This is a genomic window from Proteus sp. LHD240705 (assembly GCF_047921555.1).
In the GTDB taxonomy this organism is placed as follows: Bacteria; Pseudomonadota; Gammaproteobacteria; order Enterobacterales; family Enterobacteriaceae; genus Proteus.
Genome location: NZ_JBLRMI010000006.1, coordinates 1 through 21,933, shown reverse-complemented (window position 1 = coordinate 21,933; position 21,933 = coordinate 1). Strand labels below are relative to the sequence as shown.

Annotated in this window: 21 protein-coding genes; 15 read left to right on the top strand and 6 right to left on the bottom strand. The window is 38.7% G+C overall.

Annotation, left to right across the window (positions count from 1 at the left end):
• Positions 1-73 precede the first annotated feature (73 nt).
• The 3 genes from ACNART_RS12190 (at position 74) to ACNART_RS12180 (ending at position 3,959) form a co-directional block, all read left to right on the top strand.
• Positions 74-679 (top strand): LysE family translocator, encoded by a 606-nt coding sequence (locus tag ACNART_RS12190; protein WP_198620044.1) that lies wholly within the window; start codon positions 74-76, stop codon positions 677-679.
• 725 nt (positions 680-1,404) lie between these two features.
• Positions 1,405-2,265 (top strand): SIS domain-containing protein, encoded by an 861-nt coding sequence (locus tag ACNART_RS12185; RefSeq protein ID WP_109374242.1) that lies wholly within the window; start codon positions 1,405-1,407, stop codon positions 2,263-2,265.
• Positions 2,266-2,414: 149 nt separating this feature from the next.
• Positions 2,415-3,959 carry a methyl-accepting chemotaxis protein gene (locus tag ACNART_RS12180; RefSeq protein WP_198626320.1) on the top strand — a complete coding sequence of 515 codons (1,545 nt, stop codon included), beginning with the start codon at positions 2,415-2,417 and terminating at the stop codon, positions 3,957-3,959.
• 99 nt (positions 3,960-4,058) lie between these two features.
• On the opposite strand, the gene ACNART_RS12175 is transcribed toward ACNART_RS12180, so the two are convergent.
• The 3 genes from ACNART_RS12175 to ACNART_RS12165 all read right to left on the bottom strand — a co-directional run bounded on the left by ACNART_RS12175 (position 4,059) and on the right by ACNART_RS12165 (position 10,299).
• Positions 4,059-5,804 carry a methyl-accepting chemotaxis protein gene (locus ACNART_RS12175; protein ID WP_368927579.1) on the bottom strand — a complete coding sequence of 582 codons (1,746 nt, stop codon included), beginning with the start codon at positions 5,802-5,804 and terminating at the stop codon, positions 4,059-4,061.
• A gap of 540 nt (positions 5,805-6,344) precedes the next feature.
• Positions 6,345-8,033 (bottom strand): methyl-accepting chemotaxis protein, encoded by a 1,689-nt coding sequence (locus tag ACNART_RS12170; protein WP_198620041.1) that lies wholly within the window; start codon positions 8,031-8,033, stop codon positions 6,345-6,347.
• Positions 8,034-8,364: 331 nt separating this feature from the next.
• Complete coding sequence (locus ACNART_RS12165) at positions 8,365-10,299, bottom strand: ABC transporter ATP-binding protein (RefSeq protein ID WP_196534030.1); 1,935 nt, start codon at positions 10,297-10,299, stop codon at positions 8,365-8,367.
• Positions 10,300-10,420: 121 nt separating this feature from the next.
• Between ACNART_RS12165 and kefG the strand changes: the two genes are divergently transcribed.
• The 4 genes from kefG to slyD all read left to right on the top strand — a co-directional run bounded on the left by kefG (position 10,421) and on the right by slyD (position 13,766).
• Complete coding sequence (kefG, locus tag ACNART_RS12160) at positions 10,421-10,972, top strand: glutathione-regulated potassium-efflux system ancillary protein KefG (protein ID WP_109374247.1); 552 nt, start codon at positions 10,421-10,423, stop codon at positions 10,970-10,972.
• Entirely contained in the window at positions 10,972-12,825 is a 1,854-nt protein-coding gene (kefB, locus tag ACNART_RS12155; RefSeq protein ID WP_198620040.1) for a glutathione-regulated potassium-efflux system protein KefB, read from the top strand. Before kefG ends, kefB begins: the two co-directional genes overlap by 1 nt.
• A gap of 13 nt (positions 12,826-12,838) precedes the next feature.
• A complete protein-coding gene (locus tag ACNART_RS12150; RefSeq protein ID WP_109374248.1) occupies positions 12,839-13,042 on the top strand; it encodes a YheV family putative zinc ribbon protein in 204 nt (67 codons plus the stop codon).
• Between the two features lie 88 nt (positions 13,043-13,130).
• On the top strand, positions 13,131-13,766 hold the full coding sequence (slyD, locus tag ACNART_RS12145; RefSeq protein ID WP_109401561.1) for a peptidylprolyl isomerase: 636 nt from the start codon (positions 13,131-13,133) through the stop codon (positions 13,764-13,766).
• Positions 13,767-13,846: 80 nt separating this feature from the next.
• On the opposite strand, the gene ACNART_RS12140 is transcribed toward slyD, so the two are convergent.
• The gene (locus ACNART_RS12140) at positions 13,847-14,065 is read right to left on the bottom strand and encodes a SlyX family protein (RefSeq protein WP_023583298.1); all 219 of its coding nucleotides are present in this window, start codon (positions 14,063-14,065) and stop codon (positions 13,847-13,849) included.
• A 333-nt stretch (positions 14,066-14,398) separates the two neighbouring features.
• On the opposite strand from ACNART_RS12140, the gene fkpA reads away from it, so the two are divergent.
• Positions 14,399-15,151: an FKBP-type peptidyl-prolyl cis-trans isomerase gene (fkpA, locus tag ACNART_RS12135; RefSeq protein ID WP_198626321.1), complete on the top strand. Its 753-nt coding sequence runs from the start codon at positions 14,399-14,401 to the stop codon at positions 15,149-15,151.
• Positions 15,152-15,263: 112 nt separating this feature from the next.
• On the opposite strand, the gene ACNART_RS12130 is transcribed toward fkpA, so the two are convergent.
• Together ACNART_RS12130 and ACNART_RS12125 are read right to left on the bottom strand one after the other, a co-directional pair.
• Positions 15,264-16,145, bottom strand: a complete 882-nt coding sequence (locus ACNART_RS12130) for a DMT family transporter (RefSeq protein WP_198630390.1) — start codon at positions 16,143-16,145, stop codon at positions 15,264-15,266.
• A 146-nt stretch (positions 16,146-16,291) separates the two neighbouring features.
• A complete protein-coding gene (locus tag ACNART_RS12125) occupies positions 16,292-16,450 on the bottom strand; it encodes a hypothetical protein (RefSeq protein WP_198620037.1) in 159 nt (52 codons plus the stop codon).
• A 347-nt stretch (positions 16,451-16,797) separates the two neighbouring features.
• Here ACNART_RS12125 and ACNART_RS12120 point away from each other — a divergent pair, with 347 nt between their 5' ends.
• The 7 genes from ACNART_RS12120 (at position 16,798) to fusA (ending at position 21,865) form a co-directional block, all read left to right on the top strand.
• A complete protein-coding gene (locus tag ACNART_RS12120) occupies positions 16,798-17,502 on the top strand; it encodes a helix-turn-helix transcriptional regulator (protein WP_069369616.1) in 705 nt (234 codons plus the stop codon).
• A gap of 9 nt (positions 17,503-17,511) precedes the next feature.
• Positions 17,512-17,907, top strand: coding sequence for a sulfurtransferase complex subunit TusD (tusD, locus tag ACNART_RS12115; RefSeq protein WP_109374252.1), 396 nt, complete (start codon positions 17,512-17,514; stop codon positions 17,905-17,907).
• A complete protein-coding gene (gene tusC / locus ACNART_RS12110; RefSeq protein ID WP_198620036.1) occupies positions 17,907-18,275 on the top strand; it encodes a sulfurtransferase complex subunit TusC in 369 nt (122 codons plus the stop codon). The genes tusD and tusC overlap by 1 nt, the downstream gene beginning before the upstream one ends.
• Before the next feature lie 31 nt (positions 18,276-18,306).
• The gene (gene tusB, locus ACNART_RS12105) at positions 18,307-18,600 is read left to right on the top strand and encodes a sulfurtransferase complex subunit TusB (protein WP_198620035.1); all 294 of its coding nucleotides are present in this window, start codon (positions 18,307-18,309) and stop codon (positions 18,598-18,600) included.
• 127 nt (positions 18,601-18,727) lie between these two features.
• Entirely contained in the window at positions 18,728-19,102 is a 375-nt protein-coding gene (rpsL, locus tag ACNART_RS12100) for a 30S ribosomal protein S12 (protein ID WP_004236497.1), read from the top strand.
• A 99-nt stretch (positions 19,103-19,201) separates the two neighbouring features.
• Positions 19,202-19,672: a 30S ribosomal protein S7 gene (gene rpsG / locus ACNART_RS12095; protein WP_004246897.1), complete on the top strand. Its 471-nt coding sequence runs from the start codon at positions 19,202-19,204 to the stop codon at positions 19,670-19,672.
• 78 nt (positions 19,673-19,750) lie between these two features.
• Positions 19,751-21,865, top strand: a complete 2,115-nt coding sequence (gene fusA / locus ACNART_RS12090) for an elongation factor G (RefSeq protein ID WP_198620034.1) — start codon at positions 19,751-19,753, stop codon at positions 21,863-21,865.
• The last annotated feature ends 68 nt before the right edge of the window (positions 21,866-21,933 follow it).

Here is a 21,933-nt window from a genome sequence, read left to right as displayed (position 1 = left end):
CACTTGTTTGCTAAATAACATACTGCTATTTTCGGTGAAAATAAAACATCTGTCACATCTTTGAGCACTTATAATGACAATTAGTCTGATTTCATCGTTAGCTATTTTCCTATTTATTGCTGCTATCACGCCTGGACCCAACAACTTATTGCTTACTTCATCAGGTGCTAATGTAGGTTTTAAAAGCTCATTAAAGCTGATGGCTGGCATTATGCTAGGTATGCAATGTGTTTTGCTGAGTTCTGCATTTGGTGTTGCCACATTATTGATAATTTATCCTGCACTGCATATTGGATTGAAGGTAGTCGGGAGTGCGTATCTGCTTTGGCTTGCTTGGAAAACAGCAACATCATCTTATCAGCGTTTAGATATTCCAGCAAAAACGCCCCAAGCAGTAAGCTGGTTTCAAGGCGGATTATTGCAATTTCTAAATCCAAAAGCGTGGATGATGGGATTAGGTGCAGTAGGAAGCTTCAGTTTATCGGGCGATGCTTATTTTAGCTCTGTTATTGCTATTAGTATTGTTATGGTTATTGTTAATTTCGTTGCCGGTATTGTTTGGATATTAGGCGGAACATTAATTAGTCTATTTTTACAAAGCAGACAGTCTTGGTTTATTTTTAATATCTCGATGGGATTATTAACGGCACTTTGTGTACCTTTGATTTGGATAGGGTAAATTAAAAAATATTTATAAATCAATAGATAAATTAACTTTCTTGATTAAAGTGATGTTTTTTTAAGTTTGGTTGAAATGATCTTTCTGAATGTGTATCAAAAAAAGAGCATTAATCTATCAAAAGAGAGAGCTGCGATCATCTGCCATCTTTATTATGTATGTTACAGTGTCAATCATATAAAAGGCTTATTGGTTTTGGGGTTTTACTCTTTTTAATATCCGTCTTTTTATTTAAATATGTTGTTTAACCTATTTTTATATCATTAAAAATAAAAATAATTCCGCTATGAAGGAATTATTTATTCCTTATTACTGTTTGTAATTAAAGGTTTTTTATTGTGTTAATGTTTTTAAAATGTGTTTTATATTGTCATTTAGTTAATTATTATGTTTAAAAACGCAATTTTGCTGAATATAAGTATATTCAGTTTATATCGTGTTGTTGACTAAGAAGAATAAATTATTATTTAAAATTGGAAAAAATTAAATTAAGTATTATAAAATATAGAGGTTAATGCGTGAGAGATTGAATAAAAAGAGTCAATATAACGTTATTATAAGAACAAGTATTTCGATAATAATATTACTTTTTTTATGATTTATTGTATCTCATATTTTGTTTCTAATTGATTTTATTCTAAAAACTTAATTACTTTAGGTATTAAACGTTTTATCAAAATTATTCCATATATAACTATATTGTACTCGAAGTGGATATTGTCATTATGCCAACATTAACGAAAATTGCGTGGATCAAGCCTGGTATGGCGACAAATCAACGTAAAATAGCGGATTATATTTTAGAGAACCCAGAAAAAACGGTCACTCTTTCATCACAGCAACTTGCTGAAACAATGGGTGTGAGTCAATCAGCTATTGTTAAATTTAGCCAAAAAATTGGATTCAAAGGTTTTCCTTCTTTGAAGCTTGCAATTAGCGAAGATCTTGGGCGAAAAAATGCAAATACTGGGCAGGATCCTAGCATATTACATAATCAGATTGGCTCTGAAGATAGCTTAGTTGTAATAGCTCAAAAACTTGCTCAAGAGAAGAATAATTCTATCAGTGATACCACTCGCCAAATTAATTACCTTCATTTTGAAAAGGTGATCCAGCTTATTGATGAAGCTCAGCGCGTTCAGATTATTGGTATTGGTGGTTCAGGGTTAGTCGCAAGAGACTTAAGTTATAAATTACAGAAAATAGGAATAACCACTCTGATTGAAACAGATCATCATGTTCAGATATCTGTTGCTCAAATGTTAAGTTCAAAGGATTTACAGATAGTTATTTCTTATAGTGGCAAAAGAAAAGATATGTTAGTTGCGGCCTCTGTGGCTAAAAAACAGGGAGCAAAAATCATTGCTATTACAGGAGAAAAACACTCTCCATTAGGAAGAATTTCTGATTATATATTAGAAACAATTGCGGATGAAGGTGAGTGGCGAAGCGCTTCAATCTCTTCACGTACAGCACAAAATACGATCACTGACCTTATTTTTATGGCGTTATTAAAGAAACGTGATGAGTGTGCGAAGACATTAGTGCTAAGTTCACAGGCATTAATTAATAGCCTTGATAATTAAAAATTTTGAACTGATTCAAAAAACTAATATTTAAATGTAGGTATTTACACTTATTACTAAAGTTATTCTCCTAACGGCCGAAACGATAGTTATTTAGGCAGTCTTTTTTTGTTGAGATATTTTAATTTCAATGTCGAGGAGAGTAACTAATGCGTAACAATCAACCGGTGACACAGCGAGAATACCCGGTATCTGAAAACGCAACACTGATGTCGACGACAGATCTTGATGGCAATATTATTTATGCCAACGAGGATTTCGTCGAAGCCAGTGGGTTTTCAGTCGAAGAGTTGGTGGGGAAACCCCATAATATTGTCCGGCATCCAGATATACCTTCAGAAGTCTTTAAGGATATGTGGAGAACTTTAAAGCAAGGCGAGGTTTGGACTGGGATCGTTAAAAATCGGCGTAAAAATGGGGATCACTATTGGGTAAGGGCAAACGTCACTCCCATTATACGTCAGGGTAAAATTCAAAGTTTTATGTCAGTAAGGACGGCGGCAAAAAAAGAGGAAATAGCACAAGCCTCAGCACTTTATGCCGCATTTAATCAAGGTAAATATCCTTCACACACGTTTTTAAAAGGCGCTTTTGTTTATAAAGGATGGCAACGTTGGCGCTCATGGAATCAAACAATTTCATTAAAAAAACGACTCCGTCTTTTTATCCTCTTACCCTTACCTTTTATGTTGTTAAGTGCATGGTTTGCAGGCTTATCAGGTAATGCGCTTTTTATTCATATCGCGATTTTGCTGATATTACTGATGGTTAATGAACGCGTTCTCTATTTTCAAATTGTTAAGCCAATTAGACTACTTAATGAGCAAGCGAATCGAGTTGCAACTGGCGATGAACATAATGTTACATATATAAATCGCATCGATGAAGTCGGCATGACACAGCGTTCAGTTAATCAATTAGGACGTATGTTCCGTTGGCTGGTTAGTGATGTGAGTCATCAAATTCATCAAGTCGATATCTCTTGTGATCAATTAGCCGCAGGTAATCGCGATCTGTATGTGAGAACAGAGCAAACCGCCAGCAATGTTGAAGCAACCGCTTCAACAATGAATGAATTAACCACGGCGGTAAGCAGTAATAGTGAAACGGCAGGGCAGGCAAACAATCTTTCTAATATCACTTGTGAGGCAGCGATAAAAGGAGGTAGTGCAATGGATAATATCGTTACTACAATGAATGATATTGCGAAAAGCTCTGATCGTATTAGTAATATCATTGGTGTTATTGATAGCATTGCCTTCCAAACGAATATCCTTGCACTTAATGCATCTGTAGAAGCGGCAAGAGCGGGTGAGCAAGGTCGAGGTTTCTCGGTAGTGGCAACAGAAGTAAGAGAATTGGCACAGCGTAGTGCCGAAGCAGCGAAAGAGATCAAAGCATTGATCAATGCCTCAAGTAGCAATATCAAAGTTGGTTCAAAGCAGGTCAATGAAACTGTCGGAACAATGGAAGATATTGTGGTACATGTTAAAAATGTGACCGATTTAATTGGTGAAATCAGTCTCGCATCCACAGAGCAAAGTGCAGGTTTAAAAGAGCTTGGTCGCGCTGTTGAAAAATTGGAATCGATAACGCATGAAAATGCGAATTATGTTTCGAAAGCTTCAATGATTTCAGGTGAAATGAAAGTACAAACTAACTACTTAGTTAGTGCAATCAATGTATTCCATTAATTTGTCATTATTTAAGAAGTAAAAGAAAAAGACACCTACTAAAAATAGGTGTCTTTGTGTTTATCTAAATCACGTTTTTATCATGATCAAATCAATGGATTAAAAGCTTGTCCAATCATCATCTTCATCGTTATTTACAGTTGCGGTTCCTTTTGCCGATTTTTTCTCTTTCACTTCATCTTTGACTGTATTTTTTATCTTCTCATTTTTTGTATGTAGTGATGTTTCAGATGAGAACGGTTTTTCTATGACTTTGTGTTGTGCCTTTTTATTGAACTGTTCACTTTCAGCCGTTTTAAACTGTTCAACAATTTGTTCAAGATTACCTGCTTCTTCAGTCAATAAGCTGGCAACAGAGGAAGATTGCTCAACCATCGCCGCATTTTGCTGTGTTGCCTTATCCATTTCAGTGACTGCAAGAGAGACTTGAGTAATGCCTCGAGTTTGTTCTTCTGATGCAGATAAAATTTCAGTCATTGAATCTTCAACATGTTTTACGGATGTCAGTATTTCGCACATAGAAATACTGACTTGCTCAACAAGATCATTACCATGGCGAACACGGCTAATAGAGGCATCAATTAACTCTTTAATTTCCTTTGCAGCTTCGGCACTACGTTGTGCCAATTCTCTTACTTCTGTTGCCACTACCGAGAAACCTCGACCTTGTTCACCTGCTCTGGCGGCTTCAACCGCAGCATTTAATGATAAAATATTGGTTTGAAAAGCGATGCTATTGATAACAGCAGTGATTTCACCAATTTTTTGTGAGCTATCAGCAATGTCAGTCATCGTTTTCACCATTCTATTGGTGACATCGCCCCCTTTACTGGCAATATTGGAAGTTTGGCTGATAAGGTGTGAAACTTCACGAGCACTTTCTGTATTATTTCTCACTGTTGCTGTGAGTTGTTCCATACTTGATGCTGTTTCTTCTAATGCGCTCGCTTGCTCTTCGGTACGACAAGAAAGATCGGTATTCCCTGCGGATAACTCTTGAACACCAGTATAAATATGATGACTTGTTCCTCGGATCGCATTCACAATTAATGACAGTTCGGTACGCATATATTGAATACCTGTAATTAATTGGTCGATTTCATTATTTCCTTTTGCTGTGACATCTTTATTTTCTAATAAATTTCCTTGTGAAATTTCCGACATATAATCGACAATTTGATTGATACGTAAAACAATATTTCGACGTATCCAAAGTACAACAAGGACAGTGAAAAGAATAAAAACAAACATAAAGACAAAAGCTAACACCAAGGTACGTTCATAATTACCTTGAGCTGCTTTTATTGCGTGAGTAACAACGTTATCACTGAGGTAATCTGTTGCTTCATAAAGGGATTGAGTGAAGCGTTCATTGGTATTATGTGCATAAAGAGATTGAAAACCGTAGTAATCGCGTATCTCTAGACATGATGCAAGTTGGTCAAGATCGTAAAGCACACGATTAAAGAGCTTTTTCATACCCTCTATTTTTTCGGGATCAAAATTAGCTTCTTCAGTAGCAGTGAAGTACTCGGTAATAATACGTATAACTTCTTGTTTTCTTTTTGGATAAGAGGAAAGAAAGTCAGAGATCTTATTTTCTGCAATATCGGGTGTGAGATGAGCGTCAAACATAACATTTAGCATATCTTCACGTAATTTATTTAACTCAGCATAACCATAATCCATCGTTTTTATCTGTTCAAAGCCATTTGCTAATTGTGAGATCCGCTTATTTGTTAAACTCGCGTCACGGATACTCATTGCACCAGAAAAAAGTTGAATGGCGCAAAACAGTATTAAGATAAACATTAAACCATTAGATATTTTTATTCGTTTCAGCATAGCCTTACCTATTTAATTGGTTTGTAGGACACACAGCAAGGAGCGATAACTATTTATCAATTAAACTTATTCGGCTCAATGTTTAAAAACTTTACCTTTTCTACTCTGTTTGATAGTAAAAACGACTTATATTTCTTTTTTTAGCTTTAATTGTCAGCTAATGGCTAAAATTTTCTAATGATTAATAGAAAAAACTATAAGTATATTAACTTACTTATTTTTTGTGTTAATTGTTAAAATATAAATATTAATAATGATTTATTAAGCATTAAAATGATAATAAGCAGTATTTTATTTTTATTTATCTTTTTGTCTTATGATAAGCACAATAAAATTATCGCTTTCATAAATACTCTTAATATTTCTTAAAAAATGCTTTTATTTCGTATGAAAAACGAACTGTTTTTTTGTGTTTATGTGCGGTGAGATCAGAAATACTCCCAGAAAAATGACTGGGAGTAGGGGAGGGTGAGGTTTTGTTATATGTTCTGGACTATTTTTTACACCGCTATCTCTCTCGATGTTGGGTGAGAAAGATAATTAAAAGCTTTCCCAATTATCGTCTGTTTCGTGATTATTGGTTTTGATTGTGGGGGTTTTAAGTGTTTCAGTGTCTTGCGATTTAGCTGAAAATGCGGGCAATTTAGCTTTAGCGGGTGCGACTTTTTCGTGTTCCACTTTAAACGTATTCACAATCGTATCCAACATACTCGCTTGTTCACTTAATGTGGCAGAAGCAGCCGTTGATTGTTCAACCATCGCCGCATTTTGCTGAGTTGCTTTATCCATCTCATTAACAGCAAGGCTGATTTGTGCAATACCACGCGTTTGCTCTTCTGATGCAGATAAAATTTCCTTCATCGAACCTGAAACATGATTAACAGATGTAACAATCTCCCCCATTGATAAACTAACTTGTTCGACGAGATCATTACCTTGTCTAACACGTAATATTGTCGATTCAATAAGCTCTTTGATCTCTTTCGCCGCTTCTGCACTGCGCTGTGCTAAGTTGCGAACTTCACTGGCAACAACAGAGAAACCACGACCTTGTTCGCCCGCTCTTGCCGCTTCAACAGCAGCGTTAAGGGCTAATATATTGGTTTGGAAAGCAATATCATCAATAACCGCAGTGATTTCACCAATTTTTTGTGAGCGATCGGCAATGTCGGTCATTGTCATAACCATCTTATTACTATGCTCACCGCCTTGTACGGCAATATCAGCAGTGCTCATAACGAGCTCTGTTACTTCACGAGCGCTTTCCGTGTTATTACGAATAGTTGCGGTCATTTGCTCCATGCTGGATGCCGTTTCTTCTAATGCGCTGGCTTGCTCTTCAGTTCGGCTTGATAAGTCATTATTACCCGCAGCAATCTCTTGTACGCCAGTGTAAATAGTTGCACTAGTATTGCGAATAGAGCTTACCATCTCTTTTAATTGAGCACGCATTTGCTGTAAGCCAAGCATGAGCTGATCGATTTCAGTCTTACCTGAAATATCGCTATCAATGCGACTGACTAAATCACCTTTAGCAATCGTTTCTTGATAGGTGATCATTTGGTTAATGCGCACAATAATGTATTTGCGGATCCAAATAAGAACTAAGGTGGTAAAGATGAGGAAGATACCCATAAAGAGTGATGCTACCCACAACATGCTGTGGTAATTATCTTCTGCTTCAATGACTGAAGGGTTAACAACTTCATCGGTAATAAAGTCTGTGGCTTCATACAGGGAATTCGTGAAGTTAGTGTTTGCTGGGCTTTTTAAAATTAAACGAACCGCGTTAGTGTTACGTTCACTTAAATACTGCGCCAGTAAATCAAGATCAGCTCGGCTTTTTTGATAGAGCTGTTTGATTTGCGCCATACGTTGCTGATCGAAACCTGTTTGCGCAGATAGCTCAACATATTCATTCATCAATGCATCAACTTGCGCTTTACGTGCAGGCATAGTTTGCATAAATGCAGTGATATTCGCATCCTCGGCTTGAGGGTTTGAAATATAACTAAATGCTTGTGCAATAATATCAGTACGTAATGTATTCAACTCCGCATAGGTATTATCCATGGTACGTAGTTGATCGAAACTGTATGAAATTCTTTTAAGAGTATTTTGAGTCTGGTAGGCATCGTGAATGCTTTGTACTCCAGAAATGATCTGAATAATACAAAACAGAGTCAGGACACACATTAAACCTTGAGAGATTTTAATTCGTTTTAACATAACCCTACCTATTAGCTTTGCCTTTTCGTTGGTAAGTGGGAGGTCCACTTAGCAGAATGATTAATTCGGCTGGAATGTTAAAAACTTTAGCGTGAAAGAATTTATTTCCCTTACTTAATATAAATAGGTAGAAAATAAACGTTAGATAATTATTTTGATTGGGTTATTTTTAGATAGAGTGAGATTATGTTTTGTGTAAATCGTGCTATTGTAAAATGATATAAATACTGTAAGTGAAATGAATTGTATAAATTTTCAGAATGAATTGAAGAGCAAAAAGAAAGGAACTATTTCGCTTAAAATAGTTCCTTTTTTAATGAATCGGGTTGTATTACTGGGCTTCAAATGTGTTTGTCATTTCTTCCAGTGTTTCTTGTAACTCCATCCACTCCATTTCCACTTCTTCTAGTGCAGATTTCGCAACACCTTGTCGGCTTAAGCAATCAGAAAGCTCATTTTTACGGCTAGTATCATAAATACCACTATCAGAAAGAGCAGTTTCGATATCACTAAGTTCTTGGCTTAATTTATCCATCTTGCTTTCTAATGTTGTGAGTTTCTTGCGTAAAGGCTGGGTTTGTTGTCTAAACTCAGCTTCTTTACGTTTTTGCTCTTTTTTATCTTGAGCACTTAAATTGGTGGTTGTCGTAGTATTGTCGTTATCTTGTTGGCTTTTATTTGCCTGTGTCTCTTGACGATTTTGATCAACTAACCATTGTTGGTAATCATCAAGATCGCCATCAAATGGTTCAACTTGACCATCGTGTACAAGATAGAGATCGTCAGTGGTAGAGCGTAATAAATGCCTATCATGCGATACAACAACAATTGCCCCTTCAAAGCTAATTAGAGCTTGGGTTAGTGCTTGGCGCATATCTAAATCAAGGTGGTTTGTTGGTTCATCCATTAATAGCAAGTTAGGACGTTGCCAAACTAAGAGTGATAAGACTAAACGTGCCTTTTCACCGCCAGAAAATTGACCACAAGCATCCGTGACTTTATCGCCATGAAAACCGAAACCGCCCAAGTAATCACGTAGTTTTTGTTCAGTTTCTTTGGGCGCCAAACGAGCTAAATGCTGTAGTGCCGATTCATCAGAGCGTAAAAACTCCAATTGATGCTGGGCAAAATAACCAAGTTTAATGCCTTTAGAAAGAGCCAATTTCCCCTGTAACGGTTGAATTTCGCCTGCAAGTAATTTTATCAGTGTCGATTTACCTGCACCATTGCGCCCTAATAATCCAATGCGTGAGCCGGGAACTAAATTGAGTTTGATGTCATTAAGAATAACTTTTTCACCATAACCCGCGCTGACTTTCTCCATTGATAAAAGAGGATTAGGTAAGCTTTCAGGTTGGCGGAAACTAAATTGGAATGGGTTATCTGAATGTGCAGGAGCAACGCGTTCCATTCGTTCAAGCATTTTTACACGGCTTTGAGCTTGTTTTGCTTTTGTCGCTTTCGCTTTAAATCTATCTATAAAACTCTGTAAGTGTGCAATTTTGGCTTGTTGATTCTCAAACAAAGCTTGTTGTTGCGCGAGTTTGGTTGCACGCTGCATTTCAAATGAAGAGTAGTTACCTGAATATTCAAAGATTCTTTCTTGCTCAATATGCAAGATTTTATCCACGATCGGATCAAGAAAATCACGGTCATGGGAAATTAAAATAAGTGTGCCTGTGTAGCTTTTTAGCCATTTTTCTAGCCAAATTACAGCATCTAAATCTAAGTGGTTGGTGGGTTCATCGAGTAGCAGTAAATCAGATCGACAAATCAGCGCTTGTGCTAAGTTTAAACGCATCCTCCAGCCACCTGAAAATGATTTTACAGGTTCATTAAGTTGCTGTTGGCTAAAACCTAAACCATTCAGTAAGGTCGCTGCACGAGATTGTATTGTCCATGCATTAATTGCATCTAATTGCCCGTGTATCAGTGCAATAGCGTGACCATCGTTTATTTCGTTAGCTTTTTGTAATCGTTGTTCTAACTGACGGTATTCTCTATCACCATCAATAACATAATCAATAGCTGGTACATCAAGTGCAGGTGTTTCTTGGTTAACCCATGCCATTGACCATGTACTAGGATAGGTGACATTGCCTGCTTCAGCTTGAAGTTCACCTTTTAATAAAGAAAGTAATGTGGTTTTGCCACAGCCATTTTTACCAACTAGACCAATTTTTTGCCCTGGATTAATGGTTGCACTGGCATTGTCCAGTAACACTCTGACACCACGGCGAATTTGCAAAGAAGAAAAAACAATCATAAATATCGTCTATTAAGAGTATGTAAATTAATATATAGAGTAAGTTGTTCGTAACTGTTGGTCACAATGCGTGCATGGTAACGGAAAAAATGGTTTCTGACACGTTTTGTAAGGAGGAATGATGTCAAACGCATCAAATGTATTACTGGTGTATGTTCATCCCGAACCGCGCCAATCAATCGCCAATAAAGCGTTATTAAATGCGGTGAGGGATTTAGAGAATATAACTATCCATGATTTATATGCTATTTATCCTGATTTTTTTATTGATATACACCATGAACAATCTTTGCTGTGTAAACATCAAGTGATCGTTTTTCAATTTCCATTGCAAACATATAGTTGCCCTGCGTTATTAAAAGAGTGGCAAGATAGAGTGTTAACTCGCCCATTTGCTAACAAAGCAGGTAGAGCACAATTAAAGGGTAAGTCATTTCGTTGTGTTATTACAACGGGAGAGCCTGAGCAGGCTTATCAACATGATGGGAAAAATCACTATACACTCACAGAATTATTACGCCCCTTTGAATTAATGGCAGAAATGTGTGGTATGCGCTGGTTATCACCAATGATTGTGTATTCAGCAAGACAACAATCTAAAACAACACTGACTCATATCAGTGAAGCTTATCGCCATTGGTTAAGTGCGCCACTTGAAGGGGAGCAAGCTTAATGGAAGATAATTGGATGATTAAAGCTGTGCTCTTTTTCCTGTGTGCGGCCGTGGTTATGGTGCCTATTGCACAGCGCCTTAAAATTGGTGCGGTACTCGGTTATTTAATTGCTGGTATTGCCATTGGTCCTTGGGGTTTAGGGCTGTTTAAAGATGTCGATAACATCTTACATTTCGCTGAATTAGGTGTGGTCTTTTTAATGTTCCTTATTGGTTTGGAATTAAATCCAGCCAAATTATGGGAATTGAGGCGTGCCATTTTTGGTGTTGGTTCAATGCAGGTGGTATTAACCGCCTCTATTTTTTCAGGACTCATTCTCGTTTTCACTTCTTTCTCGTGGCAGGCAGCCGTTATTGGTGGATTAGGTATTGCGATGTCTTCTACTGCGATGGCATTGCAACTTATGAACGAGAAAGGAATGAACCATAATGAAGGTGGGCAATTAGGTTTTGCTGTTTTACTTTTCCAAGATATGGCGGTTATTCCTATCCTTGCCGTTATTCCTTTGTTAGCCGGAGAAACGGCAAGCAGTGATTGGTATCGTATTGGCGTGAAGGTGGCTGCTTTTGCTGGGTTACTGATTTGTGGTCGTTATTTATTACGCCCATTCTTACGCTTAGTTGTGAAATCAGGCGTAAGAGAAGTTTTTACAGCTGCTGCGTTACTTGTGGTATTGGGTGCTGCTATTTTTATGGAAACCCTAGGCTTTTCAATGGCTATGGGAACCTTTATTGCGGGAGTGTTATTGGCAGATTCAGAATATCGACATGAATTAGAGATCTCCATTGAACCTTTTAAAGGTCTACTTTTAGGACTATTTTTTATCTCTGTTGGTATGTCTTTAGATATCGGCATCTTATGGCGTTATCTTCCACAAGTATTATTGGGCGTCTTAGTTCTGGTTATTGTGAAAGCGTTGATACTTTATAGTATTGCTTGGTTAGCTAGATTGCGCTTTTCCACGCGTTTACAATTCTCAGCGGTGTTAAGCCAAGGTGGGGAATTTGCGTTTGTTGTTTTCTCAACATCTATGGCAATGGGCGTATTAGATAGTCAGCAAATGGCGTTATTGTTGGTTGTTGTCACACTTTCTATGATGACAACACCTCTTGTGATGCAAATGACAGACGCTGTGTTTGCTCGTCGTTATAATGAAGCTAAAACGGACGAACAGCCCTTTGTTGAAAATAACCACCCAGAGGTCATTCTTGTTGGATTTGGTCGAATGGGGCAGGTTGTAGGGCGCTTATTAATGGCGAATAAGATTAATGTCACGGTATTAGAGCATGATGTCGGAAGCATAAGCACCATGCGTAAATATGGCTATAAAGTTTATTACGGTGATGCAACTGATCTCAATCTATTGCGCGCTGCTGGTGCTGAGCATGCTAAAACTATTGTTATCACCTGCAATGAGCCCGAAGCTACGATGGAAATCGTTCATCTTTGCCAACACCATTTTCCTAATTTGCATATTATTGCAAGGGCAAGAGGGCGTGTTGAAGCTCATGAGTTGCTCAAAGCGGGTGTGACAGATTTTAGTCGTGAAACATTTTCTAGCGCCTTAGAATTAGGACGTAAAACGTTAATTGAATTAGGCATGCATCCTCATCAAGCTTATCGGGCACAACAGCATTTCCGTCGTCTGGATATTAACTTATTGAGAAAGCTGGTGGATGAATCTCCTGAAGAAGTCTCTAACGTTTCACGAGTGAAAGAAGCGAGACGAGAACTTGAGGAGCTCTTTAGTGAAGAAATTCGTCAAGAGCACCATCAGCCTGATATTTGGGATGAATCTTTAACAGAAGATATTCCTCAAATGCATAAAGAAAAAAAATCTATTGATAAATAGGAGAATTGACCCCATGTCTGCAACCCGTAAACGCTTTATCGCAGGAGCCGTGTGTCCACACTGTAAAGCTCAAGATACACTCAAAATGTGGCGTGAAGATAAAGTGGATATTGTGGAATGTGCAAAATGTGGCCACCAGCAACGGCAAACAGAGGGTGAAGTTAACTCACTTGTTCGTGAAAATGAACAAGTCATTGGGATCTTTACACCACAATAATTGTAGGTTTTTTGATATAACCCGATACAGAAGATTTATTTTTCGTTACAATCGGGAAAATTTTGCCCACGGGTATGTAGGAGATGTCATGAAAGTAGCAAACGACTTGGTAGTTAGTCTGGCTTATCAAGTAAGATCAGAAGACGGTGTTTTAGTTGATGAGTCCACGGTGAGCGCACCGTTAGACTATCTGCATGGCCGTGGTTCTTTAATCAGTGGTTTAGAAAATGCATTAACAGGTCGCGAAGTCGGTGAAAAATTCGACGTAGAAGTTGCTTCTGATGATGCATATGGTCAATACGACGAAAACTTAGTTCAACGCGTACCGAAAGATGTTTTTGTGGGTGTTGATGAGTTAGAAGTTGGTATGCGTTTTCTTGCTGATACCGATCAAGGTCCAGTACCAGTAGAAATCACAGGTATTGAAGGTGACGAAGTTATCGTTGATGGTAACCACATGTTAGCAGGTCAAAACCTGAAGTTTCATGTTGAAATCGTTGCAATTCGTGAAGCGACTGAAGAAGAATTAGCTCACGGTCACGTACACGGTGAAGAAGAGCACGAATGTTGTGGTGGCCACGGTCACGGTGAAGAAGGCGGATGCTGTGGCGGTGGTCACGGTCATGGTCATTCACACGGTGAAGAAGGTGGATGCTGCGGTGGTGGCGGTCATGGTCACGGTGGTCACGGTCACGGCAATGGCGGTTGTGGTTGCCAGCACTAATCTTTTTTTGAAAAGATCAAAAGGAGCGTTTAAGCGCTCCTTTTTTGTTTTCATTTTTGATATTAACAGCGAATGGCGACTTAATAGTGAGGTGGGGGCGTTTCATCCTCGGGTCTAGCAAGTATTGAGGTTTGAGAATTTTTTAGGCGCTCAGAAACAATTTTTAAGGCTTCTTTAAAGCGGCTGATTTCAATTTGCTGCTGTGTGACCACCTGATTTAATTCTTCAATAGTCGCGTCTTGGAAAGCAACTTTGCTTTCTAATTGAATGAGCAATCGCTCTACTTCCTTAATATCCATTGTGTTTTTCCTCCTTTAAAATGTCTTATTACGACGAATATGATTAACAAACTCGTAAAATTTAATCTTATTTACTGATATATACACAGGAAGACATAAATCTGGTTTGAGATAAAAGACTATTTTGCTAATGTGATAACACTCTGTGCTGACAAAAATCCTAACATTAACTGTTAAGAGTGTCGGCAAATTTTTTAAATTCATATAAAATTGCTACCCGCGGATGAGTATATACCGCAACGACAGCAAGAAGTGATGCAAAATGTTTTGGCGAAGATCTATGATGATCGTTTGCAAAACGTAGCGACTCACTAACATATACTGGAGAATGGGATGAAATCTTTATTAAAAACGACGTTGCTGGCAACCAGTTTAGCTTTCGCATTCAGTGCACCTCATGCATTCGCTGAAGAAGCAGCAGCTAAAGTGCCAACACTAAATAGCGCATTTAAAACTCAAAATGAGCAAAATGCCTATGCGTTAGGCGCGTCGATGGGTCGCTATATGGAAGCTGCATTACAAGAACAAAAAAATATTGGTATTACTTTAGATTCTAAACAACTGTTAGCAGGTGTTCAGGATGCATTTAATAGTAAATCAAAATTATCAGACTCTGAAATTGAATTAACGTTAGCTGCTTTTGAAGATCAAGTCCGTACTGCTGCAACAGCAAAAATGGAAAAAGAAGCGACTGAGAATAAAACTGCGGGTGATAAATTCCGTACAGAGTTTGCTGCGGAAAAAGGTGTGGTAAAAACCAAATCAGGTTTACTGTATTTAGTTGAAAATCCTGGTAAAGGTAAGACACCAACAGATGCTGATCGCGTTACTGTAAACTACAAAGGCATGCTGATTGATGGTAAACAATTTGATAGCTCTTATGATCGTAACGAACCTCTGACAATTAGCCTGAAAAGCGTTATTCCTGGCTGGACTGAAGGTATGAAGTACATCAAAGAAGGCGGTAAAATCAAGTTAGTTATTCCACCAGAATTAGGCTACGGACAACGTGCAACAAGTGGTATTCCAGCTAACTCAACATTAGTCTTTGAAGTTGAATTACTGAGTGTTGAAAGCGATAAGTAATTTACTTATCTCTAAATATCACTAAAAAAATGCTGACATTGATGTCAGCATTTTTATTTCTAATGTATAGCTCACCACTTATTAATGCATAGTGCGCATAGTGAACATAGAGTTAGTCTACTGTCTCTTCTATAATAATGGTTTTGGGCTTTTTAAAAACAAACAGTAAGCCCACAATGATTGCACCCATTCCCGCTAAACTCAGCCAAGACATTTTATTACCTAAGAAGATGTAATCCATCAATGCTGTCACGCCAGGGACTAAATAAAATAAGCTCGTGACGTTAACTAAATTACCTGTTGTGAGTAAGCGGTATAGTAGTAGTTGAGCAACAACAGAAATAATCACGGCAAGCCAAAGCACAGGAATGATAAAGCCAATGTCGAATGAGGCGTGAAAAGGCTGGAATGGCACAAATAACAAGCACAATACAAGGCTAACAACATATTGTAGCGGTAGGGCATCCATTGGTGCTAATTGCAGTTTTTTCTGTGAGATTGCACCGAAGCTCATACAAAGTAGTGCAACTAACGCGTAAATCATTCCCTTTAATGAAAGGGCTGTATTAAATAGACTTTGGGCAACCACTAACACTAATCCTGCCAGGGCGATTAAAAGCCCTAATAGCCGTGTCGCGGTAAAATTACGTTCTATTATCCATAGTGTAATAATCGGCTGAACGCCCATAATTGTGGCTAACATTCCTGGTGTAATGCTATTAGCGAGTGCTAAAAGATAACAGATGGAATAACCACCAATAATCAATAAGCCGACCCATGCCGTTTTTAAACGACTTCCTTTTGGTGGCAAAAAGCGATGGCGTTGAATACACAAAAAAGAGAGAAATGCTAAAGCGATAATAAAGCGCCAAGTTAAAATAGCAAATGAGCTACCATTATCTAATCCCCAGCGAGAAAAAATAGCACCACTGCTCCATAATAAAACGAATAATGTCGTCGGGCCGAATTTTGCCCAATATTGACCTAAGTACATGATGATATACCTGTAAAACAAGCAATAAGAGAGCTTGATTATTTTTAATGATTATTAGCGAATTGATAAAGTATCAATGAATAAACGTAAATAACATATCATTATATAGATGTTGGTTAAGTAGGTTCTTAAGCTAAGCAAGTTAATCAAGCGATGTGAGTTGCAACAACAACCGTTGTATTGACTACAACCACTTTCACAGGCGGAGGTGGTGAAGCGAGGATCTCAATAGGTATAGAAGCAACAGAAATTAATCCTATTATTGATGAAGTTTGCTGAGATTGGCATATCATCAGTATATTCATGGGATTAATCACTCGTTAAAATAATAATGATTTGGAATATAGGTAATCTATTCAATAGTGTCAATTTTTATCCTAACCACACCTAAGAAGGGAAGTTTGCAAAAATAAAAGGTGGGAATGAGTACAAAATATAAAGAAAAATGAAAAAAGCTGTGACCTATCACAAAGCTCTTATTCTAAGTCACTTGACGTAGATCTTCTGGCGATCTAACGTCAGAATTGTTCTTAATTCTGTTTTTATATTTAAATTTTTTTAATATTGAATTGATCCGCAATGACGAATCGTTATAAAAAATAGAACCTCAAGTCATTATCATAATTAAAGCCTTTAAGGATTATATAATCAAATGTCTAGCCCGTTATTTAATGGTGACAGCAGCGAGTTTGAAAAACTAGATAGCCGACCTTTTACTCAAACTGATCACGAAGTACTAAAGTCCTATGAAGCTGCCGTGGATGGTTTGGCAATGCTCATCGGCAATCATTGCGAAATCGTATTGCACTCTCTGGAAGATTTGAAATGTTCAGCGGTTAAAATCGCGAATGGAGAACATACTGGTCGTAAGATTGGTTCTCCAATTACCGATTTGGCATTACAAATGTTACATGACATCACAGATGAAGATTCAAGTTTTTCAAAGGCTTATTTTACTAGGGCAAAAAGTGGTGCATTGATGAAGTCAATCACGATTGCCATTCGTAATCGTGAACGTCGTGTCATTGGTTTATTGTGTATTAATATGAACCTTGATGTTCCATTCTCTGAAATAATCAAAACCTTTATTCCTGAAGAAACACATGAAGTTGCATCGGATGTTAACTTTGCCTCATCTGTTGATGATTTAGTGGCTCAAACATTAGAGTTCACGATTGAAGAAGTAAATAATGATCGTGAAGTCGCGAATAATGCCAAGAATAAACAAGTCGTGTTAAGCCTTTATGAGAAAGGTATTTTTGATATTAAAGATGCCATTAATCAGGTTGCAGACCGCTTAAATATCTCAAAACATACTGTGTATCTCTATATTCGCCAGTTTAAAAATGGAGAATAAGGCAACATTATGAGTTCCTTGACATATTGTTTAGTGGTTACAGGGCCTCATTACGGAACTGAACAAGCTTCAAGTGCCTATTTATTCGCCAATGCCCTTATTGAAAAAGGACATCAGATTGCACAAATCTTCTTCTATCGGGAAGGTGTTGTGAACGCTAATAAATTGGTATCGCCTGCAAATGATGAATTTGATCTTCCTAAAGCGTGGGTTACCTTGGCGAAAAAACATCAAATCCCCTTGCATGTTTGTGTTGCTGCCGCATTACGTAGAGGAATTATCGATGAGCAGCAGGCCAAAGAGCAGGAAATGGATAGCTATAACATGGCGCCCGAATTTGAGTTAAGTGGTTTGGGTTCACTGGCTCAAGCGATGTTGACCTGTTCCCGAGTGGTGCAATTTTAATGAAGAAAATGAATTCGATCGCATTCCTTTTTACTCAAGCACCTCATGGTAATAGTGCAGGGCGAGAAGGTTTAGATGCATTACTCGCAACCTCTGCATTAACAGAAGATATTGGTGTTTTTTTTATCTCTGATGGTGTGTTTCAACTCGTTGAAAATCAACAGCCTGAAGGGATTTTGTCACGTCATCATGCTGCAACATTTAAAGTGCTACCCTTGTATGATGTGACAAACGTCTATATATCACAGAAAGACATGGCTCATCGTGGATTATCCTCTCAAACTTCTTTTGTGTTGGATGCACAGGTGATATCCCAACAAGATATTACTCAAAAATTGAGTGAATATGATGTGGTATTGCGCTTTTAATACAGAAGTTAGTCAGGAAGGTTGAACGGTTATGTTGTATACTTATTCTGTCTCTATTTATCAAAGTGATTTAGAGGCTTTTTTATCTTTATTGACAAAAGAAGATGATGTTTTGTTAATACAAGATGGTGTACTGGCAGTCCTTGAAGACAATCCCTTATTAAAACATTGTCTTCAACAGCAAATTTCAGTTTACGCATTAATTGATGATGTTTTGGCAAGAGGCTTAAAAGATCAAGTATCTCATCATATTAAACTCATCAATTATAGTGATTTTGTCGATTTAACGGTAAAACACCCCCAACAAATTCATTGGGGAGCGTAGAATTGCTGTATAATTCTTGACACATGAGCCCGTCAGCAATAAAATTCTGCGTCCTCATGTTTTGTCTTGTTGACAAGACAGAGTTCAAATCCGTGTTTACGAAGCAAAAACCAGGAGCTTTTTTTAAATGGCAACTATTAATCAGCTGGTACGCAAATCTCGTAGCTCGAAAGTTGTTAAAAGCAACGTTCCAGCTCTGGAAGCTTGCCCGCAAAAACGTGGCGTATGTACTCGTGTATATACTACCACTCCAAAAAAACCAAACTCAGCACTGCGTAAAGTATGCCGTGTGCGTTTGACTAACGGTTTCGAAGTTTCTTCCTACATCGGTGGTGAAGGCCACAACTTGCAGGAGCACTCCGTAATCTTAATCCGTGGTGGTCGTGTTAAAGACTTACCAGGTGTGCGTTACCACACTGTTCGCGGCGCGCTGGACTGTTCTGGTGTTAAAGACCGTAAACAAGCTCGTTCTAAGTACGGTGTGAAGAAGCCAAAGGCTTAATGGTTCTCCGTTAAGTAAGGCCAAACATTTTTTCACAAATAATGTCAAAATAAACTCATTGAGTTTTGGACAACCCTGAATTTTAAACGGAGTATTTCCATGCCACGTCGTCGTGTAATTGGTCAACGTAAAATTCTGCCAGATCCTAAGTTCGGATCAGAACTGCTGGCTAAATTTGTAAACATTCTGATGGTAGACGGTAAAAAATCTACTGCAGAATCTATCGTATATAATGCGCTTGAGACCCTGGCTCAGCGTTCAGGCAAAACTGAACTGGAAGCGTTCGAAATCGCATTAGATAACGTACGTCCTACTGTGGAAGTTAAATCCCGCCGTGTTGGTGGTTCAACTTACCAAGTTCCAGTTGAAGTACGCCCAGTTCGTCGTAATGCATTAGCAATGCGTTGGATTGTTGAAGCTGCTCGTAAACGCGGTGATAAATCCATGGCTCTTCGCCTGGCAAATGAATTATCTGATGCGGCTGAAAACAAAGGCGCTGCTGTTAAGAAACGTGAAGACGTTCACCGTATGGCAGATGCAAACAAGGCGTTCGCACACTACCGTTGGTAATCCACGGAGTATTGCAACTCTTTTCAGGACAGCTCTGCTGTCCTTTACCTGAATTGAACGCCCACGAGAGAGGAAAAAATGGCTCGTCAAACCCCCATAGCACGCTACCGTAATATCGGTATCAGTGCGCACATCGATGCCGGTAAAACCACTACAAGTGAACGTATTCTGTTTTATACCGGTGTAAACCATAAAATTGGTGAAACTCACGAAGGTTCAGCAACAATGGACTGGATGGAGCAGGAGCAGGAACGTGGTATTACTATCACATCCGCAGCAACTACTGCATTCTGGTCTGGTATGGCTAAACAGTTCGAGCCTCACCGTGTAAACATCATCGACACCCCAGGTCACGTTGACTTCACAATCGAAGTAGAACGTTCTATGCGTGTTCTTGATGGCGCGGTTATGGTTTACTGTGCAGTTGGTGGTGTTCAGCCTCAGTCAGAAACAGTATGGCGCCAGGCTAACAAATATCATGTACCACGTATCGCGTTCGTTAACAAAATGGACCGTATGGGTGCAAACTTCCTGCGTGTTGTTGAACAAATCAAAACACGTCTGGCAGCAAACCCAGTTCCACTGCAAATCCCAGTAGGCGCTGAAGAAGATTTCACCGGTGTTGTTGACTTAATTAAAATGAAAGCAATCCGTTGGAATGAAGAAGACCAAGGTGTTACTTTCGAATACGAAGACATTCCTGCAAATCTGCAAGATTTAGCTGAAGAATGGCACAACAACCTGGTTGAATCTGCTGCTGAAGCATCAGAAGAACTGATGGACAAATATCTGGGCGGTGAAGAACTGACAGAAGCAGAAATTAAAGCTGCTCTGCGTAAACGCGTTCTAGATAACGAAATTATCCTGGTTACCTGTGGTTCTGCATTTAAGAACAAAGGTGTTCAGGCAATGCTGGATGCGGTAATTGAATACCTGCCAGCACCAACAGATGTACCTGCAATCAAGGGTATCTTACCAGACGGTAAAGATACTCCAGCAGAACGTCATTCAAGCGACGAAGAGCCATTCTCATCTCTGGCATTCAAAATCGCAACTGACCCATTTGTTGGTAACTTAACATTCTTCCGTGTGTACTCTGGTGTGATTAACTCAGGTGACACAGTTCTGAACCCGGTTAAAGACAAAAAAGAACGTTTTGGCCGTATTGTTCAGATGCATGCTAATAAGCGTGAAGAAATTAAAGAAGTTCGTGCGGGCGACATCGCTGCTGCTATCGGTCTGAAAGACGTAACTACTGGTGATACTCTGTGTGCGATTGATGCACCAATCATCTTAGAACGTATGGAATTCCCAGAGCCAGTAATCTCTGTTGCTATCGAACCTAAGACTAAAGTTGACCAAGAAAAAATGGGTATCGCTCTGAACCGTCTGGCTCAAGAAGATCCATCTTTCCGCGTATCAAGCGACGAAGAAACTGGTCAAACTATCATTGCTGGTATGGGTGAACTGCACTTAGACGTGTTAGTTGACCGTATGCGTCGTGAATTTAAAGTTGAAGCGAACGTAGGTAAACCACAGGTTGCTTACCGTGAAACTATTCGTGATACAGTAACTGATATCGAAGGTAAGCACGCGAAACAATCTGGTGGTCGTGGTCAGTATGGTCATGTTGTTATCGACCTGTCTCCATTACCAGCAGGTGGTGAAGAGAACTACGTATTTATCAACGATATCGTTGGTGGTGTAATTCCTAAAGAATTCATCCCAGCTGTTGATAAAGGTATTCAAGAACAGCTGAAATCTGGTCCATTAGCAGGTTACCCTGTTGTGGATATTCAGGCTCGTTTACATTATGGTTCTTACCATGATGTTGACTCCTCAGAAATCGCGTTTAAAATTGCCGCATCAATGGCATTTAAAGATGGCTTCATGAAAGCTAAGCCAATTCTGCTTGAGCCAGTCATGAAAGTTGAGATTGAAACGCCAGAAGATTACATGGGCGACGTTATCGGTGACTTAAACCGTCGTCGTGGTATGGTTGAAGGTATGGACGATCTGCCTACCGGTAAGATCATCCGTGCTCAAGTACCACTGGCTGAGATGTTCGGTTATGCAACTGACCTGCGTTCACAAACTCAGGGTCGTGCTTCTTACTCTATGGAGTTCTTGAAGTACAACGAAGCGCCTAGCAACGTCGCTCAGGCTATTATCGAAGCTCGTAAAGCGAAATAAGATCCTTTCGAGTTCAATTTAGTTTACGCTCCCTCTATTTGAGGGAGCGATATTAAGGAATATAGTCG